The 15,766-nt window shown below is 66.1% G+C and carries 11 protein-coding genes; 3 read left to right on the forward strand and 8 right to left on the reverse strand.

Annotated elements, in window-relative coordinates:
* Positions 1 to 309: 309 nt before the first annotated feature.
* From rpsA to mtnA, 8 genes are all read right to left on the reverse strand, one after another.
* Positions 310 to 1,992 carry a 30S ribosomal protein S1 gene (gene rpsA / locus EA796_RS10030; RefSeq protein ID WP_021445094.1) on the reverse strand — a complete coding sequence of 561 codons (1,683 nt, stop codon included), beginning with the start codon at positions 1,990 to 1,992 and terminating at the stop codon, positions 310 to 312.
* Between the two features lie 146 nt (positions 1,993 to 2,138).
* Entirely contained in the window at positions 2,139 to 2,804 is a 666-nt protein-coding gene (gene cmk, locus EA796_RS10035) for a (d)CMP kinase (protein WP_021445093.1), read from the reverse strand.
* Positions 2,801 to 5,041 (reverse strand): bifunctional prephenate dehydrogenase/3-phosphoshikimate 1-carboxyvinyltransferase, encoded by a 2,241-nt coding sequence (locus EA796_RS10040; protein WP_122108507.1) that lies wholly within the window; start codon positions 5,039 to 5,041, stop codon positions 2,801 to 2,803. Before EA796_RS10040 ends, cmk begins: the two co-directional genes overlap by 4 nt.
* Positions 5,038 to 6,147 carry a histidinol-phosphate transaminase gene (gene hisC / locus EA796_RS10045; RefSeq protein ID WP_122108508.1) on the reverse strand — a complete coding sequence of 370 codons (1,110 nt, stop codon included), beginning with the start codon at positions 6,145 to 6,147 and terminating at the stop codon, positions 5,038 to 5,040. The genes EA796_RS10040 and hisC overlap by 4 nt, the downstream gene beginning before the upstream one ends.
* A gap of 96 nt (positions 6,148 to 6,243) precedes the next feature.
* Positions 6,244 to 7,338: a prephenate dehydratase gene (gene pheA / locus EA796_RS10050; RefSeq protein ID WP_021445090.1), complete on the reverse strand. Its 1,095-nt coding sequence runs from the start codon at positions 7,336 to 7,338 to the stop codon at positions 6,244 to 6,246.
* Between the two features lies 1 nt (position 7,339).
* On the reverse strand, positions 7,340 to 8,425 hold the full coding sequence (gene serC / locus EA796_RS10055) for a 3-phosphoserine/phosphohydroxythreonine transaminase (RefSeq protein ID WP_122108509.1): 1,086 nt from the start codon (positions 8,423 to 8,425) through the stop codon (positions 7,340 to 7,342).
* 122 nt (positions 8,426 to 8,547) lie between these two features.
* A complete protein-coding gene (gyrA, locus tag EA796_RS10060; protein ID WP_021445088.1) occupies positions 8,548 to 11,316 on the reverse strand; it encodes a DNA gyrase subunit A in 2,769 nt (922 codons plus the stop codon).
* A gap of 322 nt (positions 11,317 to 11,638) precedes the next feature.
* Complete coding sequence (gene mtnA, locus EA796_RS10065) at positions 11,639 to 12,715, reverse strand: S-methyl-5-thioribose-1-phosphate isomerase (RefSeq protein ID WP_122108510.1); 1,077 nt, start codon at positions 12,713 to 12,715, stop codon at positions 11,639 to 11,641.
* Between the two features lie 169 nt (positions 12,716 to 12,884).
* Here mtnA and EA796_RS10070 point away from each other — a divergent pair, with 169 nt between their 5' ends.
* The 3 genes from EA796_RS10070 to mupP all read left to right on the forward strand — a co-directional run bounded on the left by EA796_RS10070 (position 12,885) and on the right by mupP (position 15,733).
* On the forward strand, positions 12,885 to 14,204 hold the full coding sequence (locus EA796_RS10070) for a TRZ/ATZ family hydrolase (protein WP_122108511.1): 1,320 nt from the start codon (positions 12,885 to 12,887) through the stop codon (positions 14,202 to 14,204).
* A gap of 159 nt (positions 14,205 to 14,363) precedes the next feature.
* Positions 14,364 to 15,062: a bifunctional 2-polyprenyl-6-hydroxyphenol methylase/3-demethylubiquinol 3-O-methyltransferase UbiG gene (gene ubiG / locus EA796_RS10075; protein WP_122108512.1), complete on the forward strand. Its 699-nt coding sequence runs from the start codon at positions 14,364 to 14,366 to the stop codon at positions 15,060 to 15,062.
* Positions 15,062 to 15,733 (forward strand): N-acetylmuramic acid 6-phosphate phosphatase MupP, encoded by a 672-nt coding sequence (gene mupP, locus EA796_RS10080; protein ID WP_122108513.1) that lies wholly within the window; start codon positions 15,062 to 15,064, stop codon positions 15,731 to 15,733. The genes ubiG and mupP overlap by 1 nt, the downstream gene beginning before the upstream one ends.
* Positions 15,734 to 15,766 lie beyond the last annotated feature (33 nt).

The following is a 15,766-nucleotide window of genomic DNA, read 5'->3' on the forward strand; positions in this document are numbered from 1 at the left end:
GCTGATCAGCATTTGAACAGCCTAAAAAACAAGGTGTTAGCGCAATCTGGGGAGTGATCGCCTTATATCGCCGAGCGCATGCGCGCAAGCCCTAGCCCGGCAACGCCGCGCAGGCCATGGCGGCATCGGGCATCTACCGCACCTTTGTACGCATGCCGGCGGAAAACGCTTCCACCCTACCCCATAGCCATGGCGCTTCACGCTCGAGGTTTGCGGGTAAATCCATCTCGACAGTGGCGAGATTCAGGAAGGCGAGAAACAAAAAGGGCGACCCGAGGGTCGCCCTTTTCTTGATGGAGTTACCCGAACTTAGTTCTGGTTTTCCATCTGAGCACGGATCAGATCACCGATGGTGGTCGGGCCGGTGCTTTCAACGTCTTGCTTGTTACGCAGTTCCTTCATCGCGTCCTTCTCGTCCTCGACGTCTTTCGACTTGATGGACAGGCTGATAACGCGGGACTTGCGGTCGACGCTGATGATCTTGGCTTCGACTTCGTCGCCTTCCTTCAGAACGTTGCGCGCGTCTTCAACGCGGTCACGGCTGATTTCGGAGGCTTTCAGGGTAGCTTCGATCTCGTTGCCCAAGTCGATGATGGCGCCCTTGGCATCCACTTCCTTCACGACGCCACGGACGATGGTGCCCTTGTCGTTGATCGAGACGTAGTTGCTGAACGGATCGTCTTCCAGCTGCTTGATGCCCAGGGAGATGCGCTCGCGCTCCGGGTCAACCGACAGGATGACGGTTTCCAGCTCGTCGCCCTTCTTGAAGCGACGCACGGCCTCTTCGCCGGCTTCGTTCCAGGAGATGTCGGACAGGTGAACCAGGCCGTCGATGCCGCCGTCCAGACCAATGAAGATACCGAAATCGGTGATCGACTTGATGGTGCCGGAGATCTTGTCACCCTTGTTGAACTGACCGGAGAAGTCTTCCCACGGGTTGGTCTTGCACTGCTTGATACCCAGGGAGATACGACGACGCTCTTCGTCGATGTCCAGAACCATGACTTCCACTTCGTCGCCGACGTTAACGACTTTCGACGGGTGGATGTTCTTGTTGGTCCAGTCCATTTCGGAAACGTGTACCAGACCTTCAACGCCTTCTTCCAGCTCAGCGAAGCAGCCGTAGTCGGTCAGGTTGGTGACGCGCGCCATGACGCGGGTGTTTTCCGGGTAACGGGCCTTGATGGCAACCCACGGATCTTCGCCCAGCTGCTTCAGACCCAGGGAGACACGGTTGCGCTCGCGGTCGTACTTCAGGACCTTGACGTCGATCTCGTCGCCAACGTTGACGATCTCGGACGGGTGCTTGATGCGCTTCCAGGCCATGTCGGTGATGTGCAGCAGGCCGTCTACGCCGCCCAGGTCCACGAAGGCGCCGTAGTCGGTGAGGTTCTTGACGATACCTTTGACCTGCTGACCTTCCTGCAGGGATTCCAGCAGGGCTTCGCGCTCGGCGCTGTTCTCGGCTTCCAGCACGCTGCGGCGGGAAACGACAACGTTGTTGCGCTTCTGGTCCAGCTTGATGACCTTGAACTCGAGCTCTTTGCCTTCCAGGTGAGTGGTGTCACGCACCGGACGGACATCGACCAGGGAACCCGGCAGGAACGCGCGGATGCCGTTGACGTCAACGGTGAAGCCGCCTTTGACCTTACCGTTGATAACGCCCTTGACCACTTCTTCAGCGTTGAACGCAGCTTCCAGAACCAGCCAGGACTCAGCGCGCTTGGCTTTCTCGCGGGACAGCTTGGTTTCACCGAAGCCATCTTCAACCGCGTCCAGCGCAACGTGGACTTCGTCACCGACCTTGATGGTCAGCTCGCCTTGTTCGTTGAAGAACTGGTCGAGCGGGATGACGCCCTCGGACTTCAGACCGGCATGGACGGTAACCCAGTCACCGTCGATGTCGACGACGATGCCGGTGATGATGGCGCCCGGCTGCATGTCGAGGGATTTCAGGCTTTCTTCAAAAAGTTCTGCAAAGCTTTCGCTCATGTTGATTCCTGTTGTCAAGGGCGGGGATTCGCCCAAACCACACTCCAGACAATGTGGGTTCGTTCATGTAAAAAGAGGCCTGCGGGACTAGGACTGGTCTCCCGCATGCCTCCTTGCGAGCCGGTCAGCTTAGGCAGCTGTGGCTCTTACCCGGCGAGATCGCGATCGGCGACCTCGCGCAGAATGCGCTCTAACACTTGCTCGATGGACAGCTCGGTGGAATCCAGCAGGATTGCGTCAGCAGCCGGCTTGAGCGGCGCCACCGCGCGCTGGGTATCGCGCTCGTCGCGCGCCCGAATCTCGTCGAGAAGACTCGCGAGATTAACATCATCGCCCTTGGCCTTCAACTGCAAGTAGCGGCGACGCGCACGCTCCTCGGCGCTGGCGGTGAGGAAGACCTTCAACGGCGCATCGGGAAATACCACGGTGCCCATGTCGCGGCCATCGGCCACCAGCCCCGGCGCCTCCTGGAAGGCGCGCTGGCGCTGCAGCAGCGCTTCGCGCACCGCCGGCAGCGAGGCGACCATGGACGCGCCGGCGCCGATCTGTTCGTTGCGGATGGCGTCGGTCACTTCCTCGCCTTCGAGGACGATGCGTTTGCCGGTGAACTGCACGTCGAGGTGGGCGGCCAGTTGCTTGAGCGCCTCCTCGTTGGTCAGGTCGATGCCGTGGTTGCCGGCGGCGAAGGCCAGCAGGCGGTACAGCGCACCGGAGTCGAGCAGGTTCCAGCCCAGTTGCTTGGCCAGCAGGGCACAAAGCGTGCCCTTGCCGGAACCGCTCGGCCCGTCGACCGTGATCACCGGGGCGTTCATGCCTTGCCCTCTTCGGCCACCTGGATGCCGACTTCGGCCGCCAGGGCGAGGAAGTTGGGGAAGGAGGTGGCGACGTTGGCACAATCGTGAATGCGGATCGGCGCGCTGGCGCGCAGCGAGGCGACGCTGAAGGACATGGCGATACGGTGGTCGCCGTGCGCCCAGACTTCGCCGCCGCCGATGGCGCCACCTTCGATGACGATGCCGTCCGGAGTCGGCTCGGCCTTCACGCCCAGGGCGACCAGACCGTCAGCCATGACCTGGATACGGTCGGACTCCTTGACCCGCAGCTCCTCGGCGCCGCGCAGCACGGTGCGGCCGGAGGCAGCGGCGGCAGCGATGAACAGCACCGGGAATTCGTCGATGGCCAGCGGCACCAGGTCTTCGGGAATATCGATGCCCTTGAGCTTGGCCGAGCGCACGCGGATATCGGCCACCGGCTCGCCGCCCACCTCGCGCTGGTTTTCCAGGCTGATATCGCCGCCCATCAGCTTGAGGATATCGATCACCCCGGTGCGGGTCGGGTTGATGCCGACGTGCTCGAGCACCAGCTCGGAACCTTCGGCAATGCTCGCCGCCACCAGGAAGAAGGCCGCCGAGGAAATATCGGCCGGCACTTCGATACGGGTGGCGCTGAGCTTGTGCCCGGATTCGACGGTGGCGGTGCTGCCCTCCACGCTGACCGGGTAGCCGAAGCCGCGCAGCATGCGCTCGGTGTGGTCGCGGGTCGGCGCCGGCTCGGTCACCGAGGTCTTGCCGGCGGCGTACAGGCCGGCCAGCAGCAGGCAGGACTTGACCTGGGCGCTGGCCATCGGCATCTCGTAGTCCATGCCGGTCAGGCGCTGGCCGCCCTTGATGGTCAGCGGCGGACGCCCTTCCGGACCAGTCTCGATCACCGCGCCCATTTCACGCAGCGGCTTGGCCACACGGTTCATCGGACGCCTGGACAGCGAGGCGTCGCCGGTCAGGGTGGTGTCGAACGGCTGCGCGGCGAGCAGGCCGGAGAGCAGGCGCATAGAGGTGCCGGAGTTGCCCATGTACAGCGGGCCGGCCGGCGCCTTCAGGCCATTGAGGCCGACACCATGAATGGTGACGCGACCGTGGTGCGGGCCTTCGATCACCACGCCCATGTCGCGGAAGGCCTGCAGGGTGGCCAGGGCGTCTTCGCCTTCGAGGAAGCCCTCGACCTCGGTGGTGCCTTCGGCCAGCGAGCCGAGCATGATCGAGCGGTGCGAGATGGACTTGTCGCCGGGCACGCGAATGCGTCCGGACAGGCTGCTACCGGGTTTTGCCAGGAAAATCAGATCGGTCGAGTGCATAGCGTCCACATAGGCCCTGCGGGCCAGAATTTTGCTGAAATGTTCGCGGGCCACGCGGGCGCGGGTGAACACGCCCAGCAGTTGATGCCCATCCCCGGCGTCGACCGCGTCGCGCAGGGCGTCGAGGTCGTCGCGAAAGGTGTCCAGGGTGCGCAGCACGGCCTCGCGGTTGGCGAGGAAGATATCGTGCCACATCACCGGATCGCTGCCGGCGATCCGCGTGAAGTCGCGAAAGCCGCCGGCGGCGTAACGGAAAATCTCCAGGTTCTCGCTGCGCTTGGCCAGCGAGTCGACCAGAGTGAAGGCCAACAGGTGCGGCAGGTGGCTGGTGGCGGCAAGCACCTGATCGTGGTGCTCCACCTCCATCGACTCGACATCCGCACCCAGCTCGCGCCACAGGCCTTCCACCAGCGCCAGGGCCGCCTCGTCGCTGTGCTCGCAAGGCGTCAGGATGACCTTGTGGCGGCGGAACAGCGCCGCCTTGGCCGCCTCCACCCCGCTCTGCTCGGAGCCGGCGATGGGGTGGCCCGGCACCAGCCGCACCCTCTTGCCGGCGAAGGCCAGGCGCGCGGCGCGTAGCACATTGCCCTTGGCACTGCCGACGTCGGTCAGCACCGCATCGCCGAGATCGAGCTTGGCCAGCTCGGCCAGCAGCTTCTCCATGGCCAGGATAGGCACCGCCAGCTGGATCACATCGGCCCCCTGACAGGCGGCGGCCAGATCGGTCTCGCAGCGATCGACCACGCCCAGCTGCACCGCCAGGCGCCGCGACTCGGCATCCAGATCGACGCCCACCACCTCGCGACACAGGCCACTCTCGCGCAGGCCCTTGGCGAAGGAGCCGCCAATCAGGCCGAGGCCGACCACCACCAGGCGGCCGATCTTAGGGGCGCTCGATTGCACTGCGGTGACAGTCACGCCGACAACACCTTGGCCAGGGCCTCGAGGAAGCGCGCGTTCTCCTGCGGCAGGCCGATGGATACGCGCAGGAAATGGGGCATGCGATAGCCGGCCATCGGCCGCACTATCACGCCCTCGCGCAGCAGCGCCTGGTTGATCGACGCGGTGTCGCGACCGAAGTCGACGGCAATAAAGTTGCCCTTCGAGGCAATCCAGCTCAGACCCAGCGCGCGCAGGCCGTCCTGCAACTGATGCATGCCGGCATCGTTGAGGCGACGGCTCTCGGCCAGGTACTCGGTATCGGCGAGCGCCGCGCAGGCGGCGGCCAGGGCCAGGCTGTTGACGTTGAACGGCTGGCGCACGCGGTTGAGCACATCGGCGATGGCCGGCGAGCTGATCGCATAGCCCACGCGCAACGCCGCCAGGCCATAGGCCTTGGAGAAGGTGCGCGAAACCAGCAAGTTCGGGTAGCGGGCCAGGTAATCGAGGCCATCCGGCAGCTCATCGCCTTCGGCGTATTCGATATAGGCCTCGTCCAGCACCACCAGCACCGACTCCGGCACCTTGGCCAGGAAAGCGTCTAGCGCCGCTGGGCCGAACCAGGTGCCGGTCGGGTTGTTGGGGTTGGCGATGAACACCACGCGGGTATTGGCGTCGATGGCCGCGAGCATGGCGTCCAGGTCGTGGCCGTAGTCCCTGGCCGGCACCACCTTGCCCTGCGCGCCGACCGCCTGGGTGGCGATGGGGTAGACGGCGAAGGCGTAGTCGCTGAACACGGCGTTAAGCCCCGGCGCCAGGTAGGCGCGGGCGACCAGCTCGAGAATGTCGTTGGAGCCGTTGCCCAGGGTGACCTGCGCCGCGCCCACGCCGTAGCGGGCGGCCAGCGCGGTCTTGAGGGTGAAGCCATTGCCATCCGGATAACGGGTCAGCTCGTCCAGTTCGGCACGGATCGCCGCCAGCACCTTGGCGCTGGGGCCGAGCGGGTTCTCGTTGCTGGCCAGCTTGACGATGCCGGCCGGATCCAGGCCCAGCTCGCGGGCCAGTTCGTCGACCGGCTTGCCCGGCACATAGGGGGACAGCTTCTGCACGCCCGGCTGGGCCAGGGCTAGGAAATCGCAACTCATCACAAACCTCATTGTCTCGACCGAGCGCCACAGGCCTCGCAGGAGCGACTTCAGTCGCGAACATCGCGACTAAAGCCGCTCCTACGAGGACGCGGGTTACAGCACCGCCTTCGGATAGGAACCCAGCACCTTGAGCGCCACGGCCTCCTGGCCGATCTTCTCCAGCACGTCCTTGATCAGCGGGTCGCGGTGGTGGCCGACGAAGTCGATGAAGAACACGTAGGTCCACTTGCCGCTGCGCGAAGGACGAGTCTCGATGCGGGTCAGGTCGATGCCGTTGTTGTGGAACGGCACCAGGAGCTCGTGCAGCGCACCCGGCTTGTTGCGCATGGAGACGATGATCGAGGTCTTGTCGTCGCCGGTCGGCGGCACTTCCTGGCTGCCGATGATGAGAAAGCGCGTGGAGTTGTCCGGACGGTCCTCGATCTTCTCGGCCAGCTTGGTCAGGCCATACAGATTGGCCGCCATGTCGCCGGCGATGGCCGCGCTGTTCCACTCGCTCTTGACCCGCTTGGCGGCGTCGGCGTTGCTGGAGACCGCCACGCGCTCGACATTCGGGTAGTGCGCATCCAGCCACTTGCGGCACTGCGCCAGGGACTGGGCGTGGGAATAGATACGGGTGATCTTGTCGGTCTTGGTGGTCTCGCCGACCAGCAGGTGATGGTGGATGCGCAGCTCGACTTCGCCGCAGATCACCATGTCGTGCTCGAGGAAGCTGTCGAGGGTGTGGTTGATCGCACCCTCGGTGGAGTTCTCCACCGGCACCACGCCGAAGTTCACCGCACCGGCGGCCACTTCGCGGAACACCTCGTCGATGGCCGCCATCGGCACGCTGATCACCGCGTGACCGAAATGCTTCATCGCCGCGGCCTGGCTGAAGGTGCCTTCGGGACCGAGATAGGCGACTTTCAGCGGGTTCTCCAGGGCCAGGCAGGAGGACATGATCTCGCGGAACAGCCGCGCCATTTCCTCGTTGCCCAGCGGGCCCTGGTTGCGCTCCATGATGCGCTTGAGCACCTGGGCCTCGCGCTCGGGGCGGTAGAACACCGGCGACTCGCCTTCCTTGAGTTCCTTCATCTTCACCCGCGCCACTTCTTCGGCGCAGCGCGCGCGGTCGCTGATCAGCTCGAGGATGCGTTCGTCGAGGTTGTCGATGCGCAGGCGCAGGGCCTGCAGTTCCTGCTCGGACATCTCAGCCATGCTCCTTCTCGAACTCGGCCATATAGGCCACCAGCGCCTCGACCGCATCCATCCCGACCGCGTTGTAGATGGAGGCACGCATGCCGCCCACCGAGCGATGGCCCTTGAGATTGAGCAGGCCGCGCGCGTCGGCGCCGGCGAGGAAGACCTTGTCCAGCTTCTCGTCGGCCAGGCGGAACGGCACGTTCATCCAGGAACGGGCGTTGTGGGCGATGGGGTTGCTGTAGAAATCGCTGCCGTCGATGGCCTTGTACAGCAGGTCCTTCTTGGCGCGGTTGATACGCTCCATGGCCTCGACGCCGCCCTGCTCCTTGAGCCACTGGAACACCAGGCCGGACAGGTACCAGGAATAAGTGGCCGGGGTGTTGTACATCGAGCCGTTGTCGGCCGAGACCTTGTAGTCGAGCATGGTCGGGCAGCTGGAGCGGGCGCGGCCGAGCAGGTCCTCGCGCACTATCACCACCACCAGGCCGCTGGGGCCGATGTTCTTCTGCGCGCCGGCGTAGATCAGGCCGAACTGCGAGACGTCGAGCGGGCGCGAGAGGATGTCCGAGGACATGTCCGCCACCAGCGGGGTATCGCCGGTCTGCGGCACCCAGTCGAACTGCAGGCCACCGATGGTCTCGTTGCTGCAGTAGTGCAGGTAGGCCGCGCCCTTGGACAGCTGCCAGTCGTTCTGCCCCGGGATGGCGAAGTAGTCGTGCGCCTTGGCGCTGGCGGCGACGTTGATGCGCCCGTAGCGACGCGCTTCCTCGATGGCCTTCTTCGACCAGATGCCGGTCTCGACGTAATCGGCCACGCCCTCTTCCGGCAGCAGGTTCAGCGGAATCTCGGCGAATTGCTGGCTGGCGCCGCCCTGGAGGAACAGCACCTTGTAGTCGTTGGGCACGGCGAGCAGGTCGCGCAGGTCCTGTTCGGCCTGGCTGGCGATGGCCACGTACTCGTCGCTGCGGTGGCTCATTTCCATCACCGACAGGCCCTTGCCCTGCCAGTCGAGCATCTCGGCCTGGGCGCGTTCCAGTACGGCGGTCGGCAGCGCGGCCGGGCCGGCGCAGAAGTTAAAAGCTCGCTTGCTCACGTCTGTCTCTCTCAGATTCACAGAACGCCACCACCAGGCGATGGCATGTCCACACTGTCACCGCGCCTGTGGGGGCGCTTCAGCGGCGACAATCGCGGCTAAAGCCCCCACGGAGCCCGATTTCACTCCTCGCTGCCGTCCTCGGCGTCGGCGACCGGCGCCTCGGCGGATTCGGCGACTTCGGCGCCCTCCTCGCCTTCGACCAGCTCCTCGTCCTCGACCACGGTCGGTTCCTGCACCCGCTCCAGGCCGACCAGGGTCTCGTCCTTGGCCAGCTTGATCAGGGTCACGCCCTGGGTGTTGCGGCCGGAGCTGGAGACCTCGTCGACGCGGGTACGCACCAGGGTACCCTGGTCGGAGATCAGCATGATTTCCTCGCCGTCCTGCACCTGGATGGCGCCGACCAGCTTGCCGTTACGTTCGTTGCTGACCATGGCGATCACGCCCTGGCCGCCGCGACCGCGACGGGGGAAGTCGCCCAGGTGGGTACGCTTGCCATAGCCGCGCTCGGAGGCGGTGAGGATCTGCGCGCCGGCTTCGGGGATCAGCATGGAGATCAGGCGCTGGCCTTCCGGCAGGCGCATGCCGCGCACGCCACGGGAAATACGGCCCATGATACGCACGTGTTTTTCCTGGAAGCGGATGACCTTGCCGCCGTCGGAGAACAGCATGACTTCCTTGGCGCCGTCGGTGATGGCCGCGGCGATCAGGGTGTCGCCTTCCTCCAGCTTCAGCGCGATCAGACCGGCGCTGCGCGGACGACTGAACTGCACCAGCGGGGTCTTCTTCACGGTACCGAAGGCGGTGGCCATAAAGATGTAGGCGCCGGTCGGCTCGTCGTTGGCCAGTTCGGTCTCGCCGTCTTCGGCCGGCTCGGCGGCAGGCGCTTCGGCCTCGACCACTTCGCCTTCGATCAGCACGCCTTCGTCGTCCAGGTCTTCGTCAGCACCGGCGCTCTGCTGCAGGGCTTCCAGGTCGATCTGCAGCATCGCGGTGATGCGCTCGCCCTCGTCCAGCGGCAACAGGTTGACCAGCGGACGACCGCGCGCGGTACGCGAGGCCTCGGGAATCTCGAAGGTGCGCAGCCAGTAGACCTTGCCCTTGCTGGAGAACAGCAGCAGGGTGGCGTGGCTGTTGGCGACCAGCAGGTGTTCGACGTAGTCCTCGTCCTTCACCCCGGTGGCCGACTTGCCCTTGCCGCCGCGGCGCTGCGCCTCGTAGGCGGCCAGCGGCTGGCTCTTGGCGTAGCCGCCGTGGGAGATGGTGACCACGCGCTCTTCTTCGGTGATCAGGTCGGCGATGGTCAGATCCATGCGCGAAGCGACGATTTCGGTACGGCGGGCGTCGCCGAACTCGGCCTTGACCTTCTCCAGCTCCTCGCGAATCACTTCCATCAGCCGCTCGGGGCTGGTCAGGATGTGGATCAGCTCGCCGATCAGCTGGAGGATTTCCTGGTACTCGGCCAGCAGCTTCTCATGCTCCAGGCCGGTCAGGCGGTGCAGGCGCAGCTCGAGGATGGCCTGGGCCTGCTCCGGCGACAGGTAGTACTTGCCGTCGCGCAGGCCGTATTGCGCATCCAGGCCTTCCGGGCGGCAGGAGTCGGCGCCGGCGCGCTCGACCATGGCCTCCACGGCAGACGATTCCCAAGCGGTGGCGATCAGGCGCTCCTTGGCTTCGGCCGGGGTCGGCGAGGCCTTGATCAGCTCGATCACCGGGTCGATGTTGGACAGGGCGACCGCCTGGCCTTCGAGGATATGGCCGCGCTCGCGCGCCTTGCGCAGCTCGTAGACGGTACGCCGGGTCACCACTTCGCGGCGGTGACGGACGAACACTTCGAGCATGTCCTTGAGGTTCAGCGTCTTCGGCTGGCCGTCGACCAGCGCCACCACGTTGATGCCGAACACGCTCTGCATCTGGGTCTGGGCGTACAGGTTGTTCAGCACCACGTCCGGCACTTCACCACGACGCAGCTCGATCACCACGCGCATGCCGTCCTTGTCGGACTCGTCGCGCAGCTCGGTGATGCCTTCGATCTTCTTCTCTTTGACCAGCTCGGCGATCTTCTCGATCAGACGCGCCTTGTTCAGCTGGTACGGCAGCTCGGTGACCACCAGCTGCTGGCGGCCGCCGACCTTGTCGATGTCCTCGACCTCGACGCGGGCGCGGATATAGATGCGCCCGCGACCGGTGCGATAGGCCTCGATGATACCGGCACGGCCATTGATGATGCCGGCGGTGGGAAAGTCGGGACCCGGGATGTACTGCATCAGGTCGTCGACGGTCAGGTCGGCGTTGTCGATCAGCGCCAGGCAGCCGTCGATCACTTCACCGAGGTTGTGCGGCGGGATGTTGGTGGCCATGCCCACGGCGATACCGGACGAGCCGTTGACCAGCAGGTTCGGCACCTTGGTCGGCATCACCGCAGGAATCTGTTCGGTGCCGTCGTAGTTGGGCACCCAGTCGACGGTTTCCTTGTCCAGGTCGGCCAGCAGCTCATGCGCCAGCTTGGCCATGCGCACCTCGGTGTAACGCATGGCCGCGGCGTTGTCGCCGTCCACCGAACCGAAGTTGCCCTGGCCGTCCACCAGCATGTAGCGCAGGGAGAAGTCCTGGGCCATGCGCACGATGGTGTCGTACACGGCGGTGTCGCCGTGCGGGTGGTACTTACCGATCACGTCACCGACCACACGGGCGGACTTCTTGTATGGCTTGTTCCAGTCGTTGCCCAGCTCGCTCATCGCGAACAGCACGCGACGGTGCACCGGCTTCAAGCCGTCGCGCGCGTCCGGCAGTGCACGCCCGACGATCACGCTCATCGCGTAGTCGAGGTAGGACTGTTTCAGCTCGTCTTCGATATTGACCGGGAGGATTTCTTTGGCCAGTTCGCCCATGAGAAGCCTGGTTCCTTTTTCTGGTGAAACTCCGCGTCATTCTTCCTGAACGCCATGGAGTACGTCGCCATGGCCTCAGGCCATCAGCGACTCACGACAAATCAACGAGTTATGCCACGATTCGATGCAGTGAAGGCGGCCGCGAGCAGCCCCCTTGAAAACTGCCGGAGATTACCACAAAGCGTGCCGCACACCTACCCCGGAACCGGCCCAGGGCGGGACGAGAGGACGGCGGGCCAGCCCACCGCGAATGGCGAGGGTCGAGCGCCGATGGACGCCGCGAACGACACCGCCTCACCTGGTGCGAAGCAGCACAGCCAGCTCAGTGCAGACGCTTGCGACACATCAACTGGGCCATCTTGGCGCTGTCCGGGCGCTCGACCACACCTTTCTCGGTCACGATGTAATCGATCAGATCGGCAGGCGTCACGTCGAACACCGGATTGACCACCGACACCTCCGCTGCCACCCGCTGCCCGGCGACTTCCAGCAGCTCGGCGCCGTCACGCTCCTCCAGGACGATGTCCTCGCCGCTTTCCAGCGCCATGTCGATGGTCGAGCTGGGCGCCACCACCATGAAGCGCACGCCGTGGTGCATGGCGTTGACCGCCAGCTGATAGGTGCCGATCTTGTTGGCCACGTCGCCGTTGGCGGTGATGCGGTCGGCGCCGACTATCACCCAGCTGATGCCCTTGGTCTTCATCAGGTGCGCCGCCGCGGCGTCGGCGTTCAGGCTCACCGGCACGCCGTCGCCGGCCAGCTCCCAGGCGGTCAGGCGCGCACCCTGCAGCCAGGGCCGGGTCTCGTCGACATGCACGCGCTCGACCAGGCCCTCCAGATGAGCCGCACGGATCACCCCCAGAGCGGTGCCGAAGCCGCCGGTGGCCAGGGCGCCGGCGTTGCAGTGGGTCAGCAGCACCTGCGGATTGCCCTGATGCTTGCGGATCAGCTCCATGCCCAGCTGGGCCATGGTCAGGTTGGCTTCGCGGTCGCTGGTGTGGATGGCGACGGCCTCGGCTTCGAGCTGGGCCAGCACCTCTTCGCCGTCCTTGAGCCGCTGCAGGCGCTCGCGCATGCGCTGCAGCGCCCAGGACAGGTTGACCGCGGTCGGCCGCGACTCGCCGAGCCGGGCGAAGTCGGCCTCCAGCGCCGCGCGCCAGTCGCCGCCGGCCTGCAGCCGCGCACGCGCCGCCAGCACCAGACCATAGGCGACGGCGATGCCGATGGCCGGCGCACCGCGCACCACCATGTCGGTGATCGCCTCGGCCACCGCTGCCGCCGAATCGAAGCGCAGCCAGGTCTGGCGCTGCGGCAACCGACGCTGATCGAGCAGGTACAGGGCGCCGTCGCGCCAGTCGATTGCCTGAACCTTCTCCGCCGCCAGCAATTGCTCGCGCATCGCACACCTCGCCCTTCGCCGCCAAAAAATCGCGGATTATACGCAGACAAGCAGCTGCCGACCGAAGAATCCAGCCGCGCCGCGCCGGCCTTCGACTTCAAGCGCCGGATATTCCTCTATACACTGGCGACCTCCACACGCAACCTTCACGCCAAGCGGACCGCCGACCATGCCCGACGCCCCTCTCGACCTGCTGCTCCTGCCCACCTGGCTGGTGCCCGTGGAGCCGGCCGGCGTGGTGCTGCGCGAGCATGCCCTGGGCATCCGCGACGGCCGCATCGTCCTGCTCGCGCCGCGCGCCGAGGCCCTGCGCCAGCCCGCCCGCGAGGTGCGCGAACTGCCGGACTGCCTGCTCGCCCCCGGCCTGGTCAACGCCCACGGCCATGCCGCCATGAGCCTGCTGCGCGGCATCGCCGACGACCTGCCGCTGATGACCTGGCTGCACGAGCACATCTGGCCGGCCGAGGCCAAGTGGGTCGACGAGGCCTTCGTCCGCGACGGCACCGACCTGGCCATCGCCGAGCAGCTCAAGGGCGGCATCAGCTGTTTCTCCGACATGTACTTCTACCCGCAGGTCGCCGCCGAGCGGGTGCACAACGCCGGCATGCGCGCGCAGATCACCATTCCCGTGCTGGACTTCGCCATCCCCGGCGCACGCGACGCCGCCGAGGCGCTGCGCAAGGGCCTGCAGCTGTTCGACGACCTCAAGCAGCACCCGCGCATCCGCATCGCTTTCGGCCCGCACGCCCCCTACACGGTGAGCGACGACAAGCTCGAGCAAATCCGCGTGCTGGCCGACGAGCTGGACGCCGGCATCCATATGCACGTGCACGAGACCGCCCAGGAAGTGACCGAGGCCCTGGCCCAGCGCGGCGAGCGGCCGCTGGCCCGCCTGGCCCGGCTCGGCCTGCTCGGCCCGCGCTTCCAGGCCGTGCACATGACCCAGATCGACGACGCCGACCTGGCGCTGCTGGTGGAGCACAACTGCAGCGTGATCCACTGCCCGGAATCCAACCTCAAGCTGGCCAGCGGCTTCTGCCCGGTCGAGCGCCTGTGGCAGGCCGGGGTCAACGTCGCCATCGGCACCGACGGCGCGGCGAGCAACAACGACCTCGACCTGCTCGGCGAGACCCGCACTGCCGCGCTGCTGGCCAAGGCGGTGGCCGGCTCGGCCACCGCCCTGAACGCCCACAGCGCGCTGCGCATGGCCACCCTGGGCGGCGCCCGCGCGCTCGGCCTGGACGCCCAGATCGGCTCGCTGGAGGTCGGCAAGCTGGCCGACCTGGTCGCCTTCGACCTCTCGGGGCTGGCCCAGCAGCCGATCTACGACCCGGTGTCGCAGCTGATCTACGCCAGCGGCCGCGACTGCGTGAAGCACCTGTGGATCGGCGGCAAGCAGCTGCTCGACGAGCGCCGCCTGACGCGCATGGACGAAGACGAGCTGATCGCCCGGGCCAGGGCCTGGGGCGAGCGGATCGCCAAGCGGTAGTCCGGATGAAATCCGGAAAATAGCGGTCCGCCCAGGCCACAACGCCGATACGACTGCGACAAACTGACATACATTGAGAGTCCCCGCGTCGCCCAATGCCGCCGCCGAAACTGGCAACATGGGCGGCACACCGAATTCAAGGCTTTTGCAGAGAACCCTATGAGCAACGTCGACCGCGCCGAAATCGCCAAATTCGAGGCCCTGGCCCATCGCTGGTGGGACCTTCAGAGCGAGTTCAAACCCCTGCACGACATCAACCCGCTGCGGGTCAACTGGATCGACGAACGCGTCGGCCTGGCCGGCAAGCGCGTGCTGGACGTCGGCTGCGGCGGCGGCATTCTCAGCGAGGCAATGGCCCAGCGCGGCGCCACGGTGATGGGCATCGACATGGGCGAGGCGCCGCTGTCGGTGGCCCAGCTGCACCAGCTGGAGTCCGGCGTCGAGGTGGAGTACCGGCAGAGCACCGCCGAAGCCCTGGCCGAGGAACTGCCCGGCCAGTTCGACGTGGTCACCTGCCTGGAGATGCTCGAACACGTGCCCGACCCGTCCTCGGTGATCCGCGCCTGCCACAAGCTGGTCAAGCCCGGCGGCCAGGTGTTCTTCTCCACCATCAACCGCAATCCCAAGGCCTACCTGTTCGCGGTGATCGGTGCCGAGTACCTGCTGCGCCTGCTGCCGCGCGGCACCCACGATTTCAAGAAATTCATCCGCCCCTCCGAGCTGGGCGCCTGGAGCCGCGCCGCCGGCCTGGAGGTCAAGGATATCGTCGGCCTGACCTACAACCCGCTGACCAAGCACTACAAGCTGGAAGCCGACGTCGACGTCAACTACATGATCCAGACCCTGAAGGAGGCCTGATGCGCCTGCGCGCGGTTCTCTTCGACATGGACGGCACCCTGCTCGACTCGGCGCCGGACTTCATCGCCATCACCCAGGCCATGCGCGCCGCCCGCGGCCTGCCGCCGCTGGCGGACAAGGCGATTCGCGACCAGGTCTCCGGCGGCGCCCGCGCCATGGTCGCCTGCGCCTTCGCCGACGACCCGGACTCGGCCGCCTTCGAGGCCCTGCGCCAGGAATTCCTCGAACGCTACCAGGAGCACTGCGCGGTGCTGACCCGCCCCTTCGACGGCATCGACGCCCTGCTCGGCGACATCGAGCAGGCGCGCCTGCTGTGGGGCGTGGCCACCAACAAGCCGCTGCGCTACGCCGAGCCGATCATGCAGCGCCTGGGCCTGGCCCAGCGCTCGGCCGTGCTGGTCTGCCCGGATCACGTCGAACAGAGCAAGCCGGCGCCGGACATGCTGCTGCTGGCCTGCGAGCAGCTCGGCGTGCAGCCCGGCGAAGTGCTGTTCATCGGCGACGATGCGCGGGACATCGAGTCTGGCCGCGCCGCCGGCTGCAAGACCGCGGCGGTCACCTACGGCTATATCCACCCCGACGACAACCCACGCCACTGGGGCGCCGACGTGGTGGTCGACCACCCGCTGGAACTGCGCGCCGTGCTCGACCGCGCGCTCTGCAGCTGCTGACTCGTTGGGCTTCGCTGCGCTCAACCCAACCTA

It is taken from the genome of Pseudomonas sp. AOB-7 (assembly GCF_003696305.1).
Lineage (GTDB): Bacteria > Pseudomonadota > Gammaproteobacteria > Pseudomonadales > Pseudomonadaceae > Aquipseudomonas.

Excerpts from the sequence above, each read along its gene's own strand:
- rpsA (WP_021445094.1), bottom strand. The coding sequence starts at position 1,992 with ATGAGCGAAAGCTTTGCAGAACTTTTTGAAGAAAGCCTGAAATCCCTC.
- cmk (WP_021445093.1), bottom strand. The coding sequence starts at position 2,804 with ATGAACGCCCCGGTGATCACGGTCGACGGGCCGAGCGGTTCCGGCAAG.
- hisC (WP_122108508.1), bottom strand. The coding sequence starts at position 6,147 with ATGAGTTGCGATTTCCTAGCCCTGGCCCAGCCGGGCGTGCAGAAGCTG.
- pheA (WP_021445090.1), bottom strand. The coding sequence starts at position 7,338 with ATGTCCGAGCAGGAACTGCAGGCCCTGCGCCTGCGCATCGACAACCTC.
- gyrA (WP_021445088.1), bottom strand. The coding sequence starts at position 11,316 with ATGGGCGAACTGGCCAAAGAAATCCTCCCGGTCAATATCGAAGACGAG.
- mtnA (WP_122108510.1), bottom strand. The coding sequence starts at position 12,715 with ATGCGCGAGCAATTGCTGGCGGCGGAGAAGGTTCAGGCAATCGACTGG.
- EA796_RS10070 (WP_122108511.1), top strand. The coding sequence starts at position 12,885 with ATGCCCGACGCCCCTCTCGACCTGCTGCTCCTGCCCACCTGGCTGGTG.
- ubiG (WP_122108512.1), top strand. The coding sequence starts at position 14,364 with ATGAGCAACGTCGACCGCGCCGAAATCGCCAAATTCGAGGCCCTGGCC.
- mupP (WP_122108513.1), top strand. The coding sequence starts at position 15,062 with ATGCGCCTGCGCGCGGTTCTCTTCGACATGGACGGCACCCTGCTCGAC.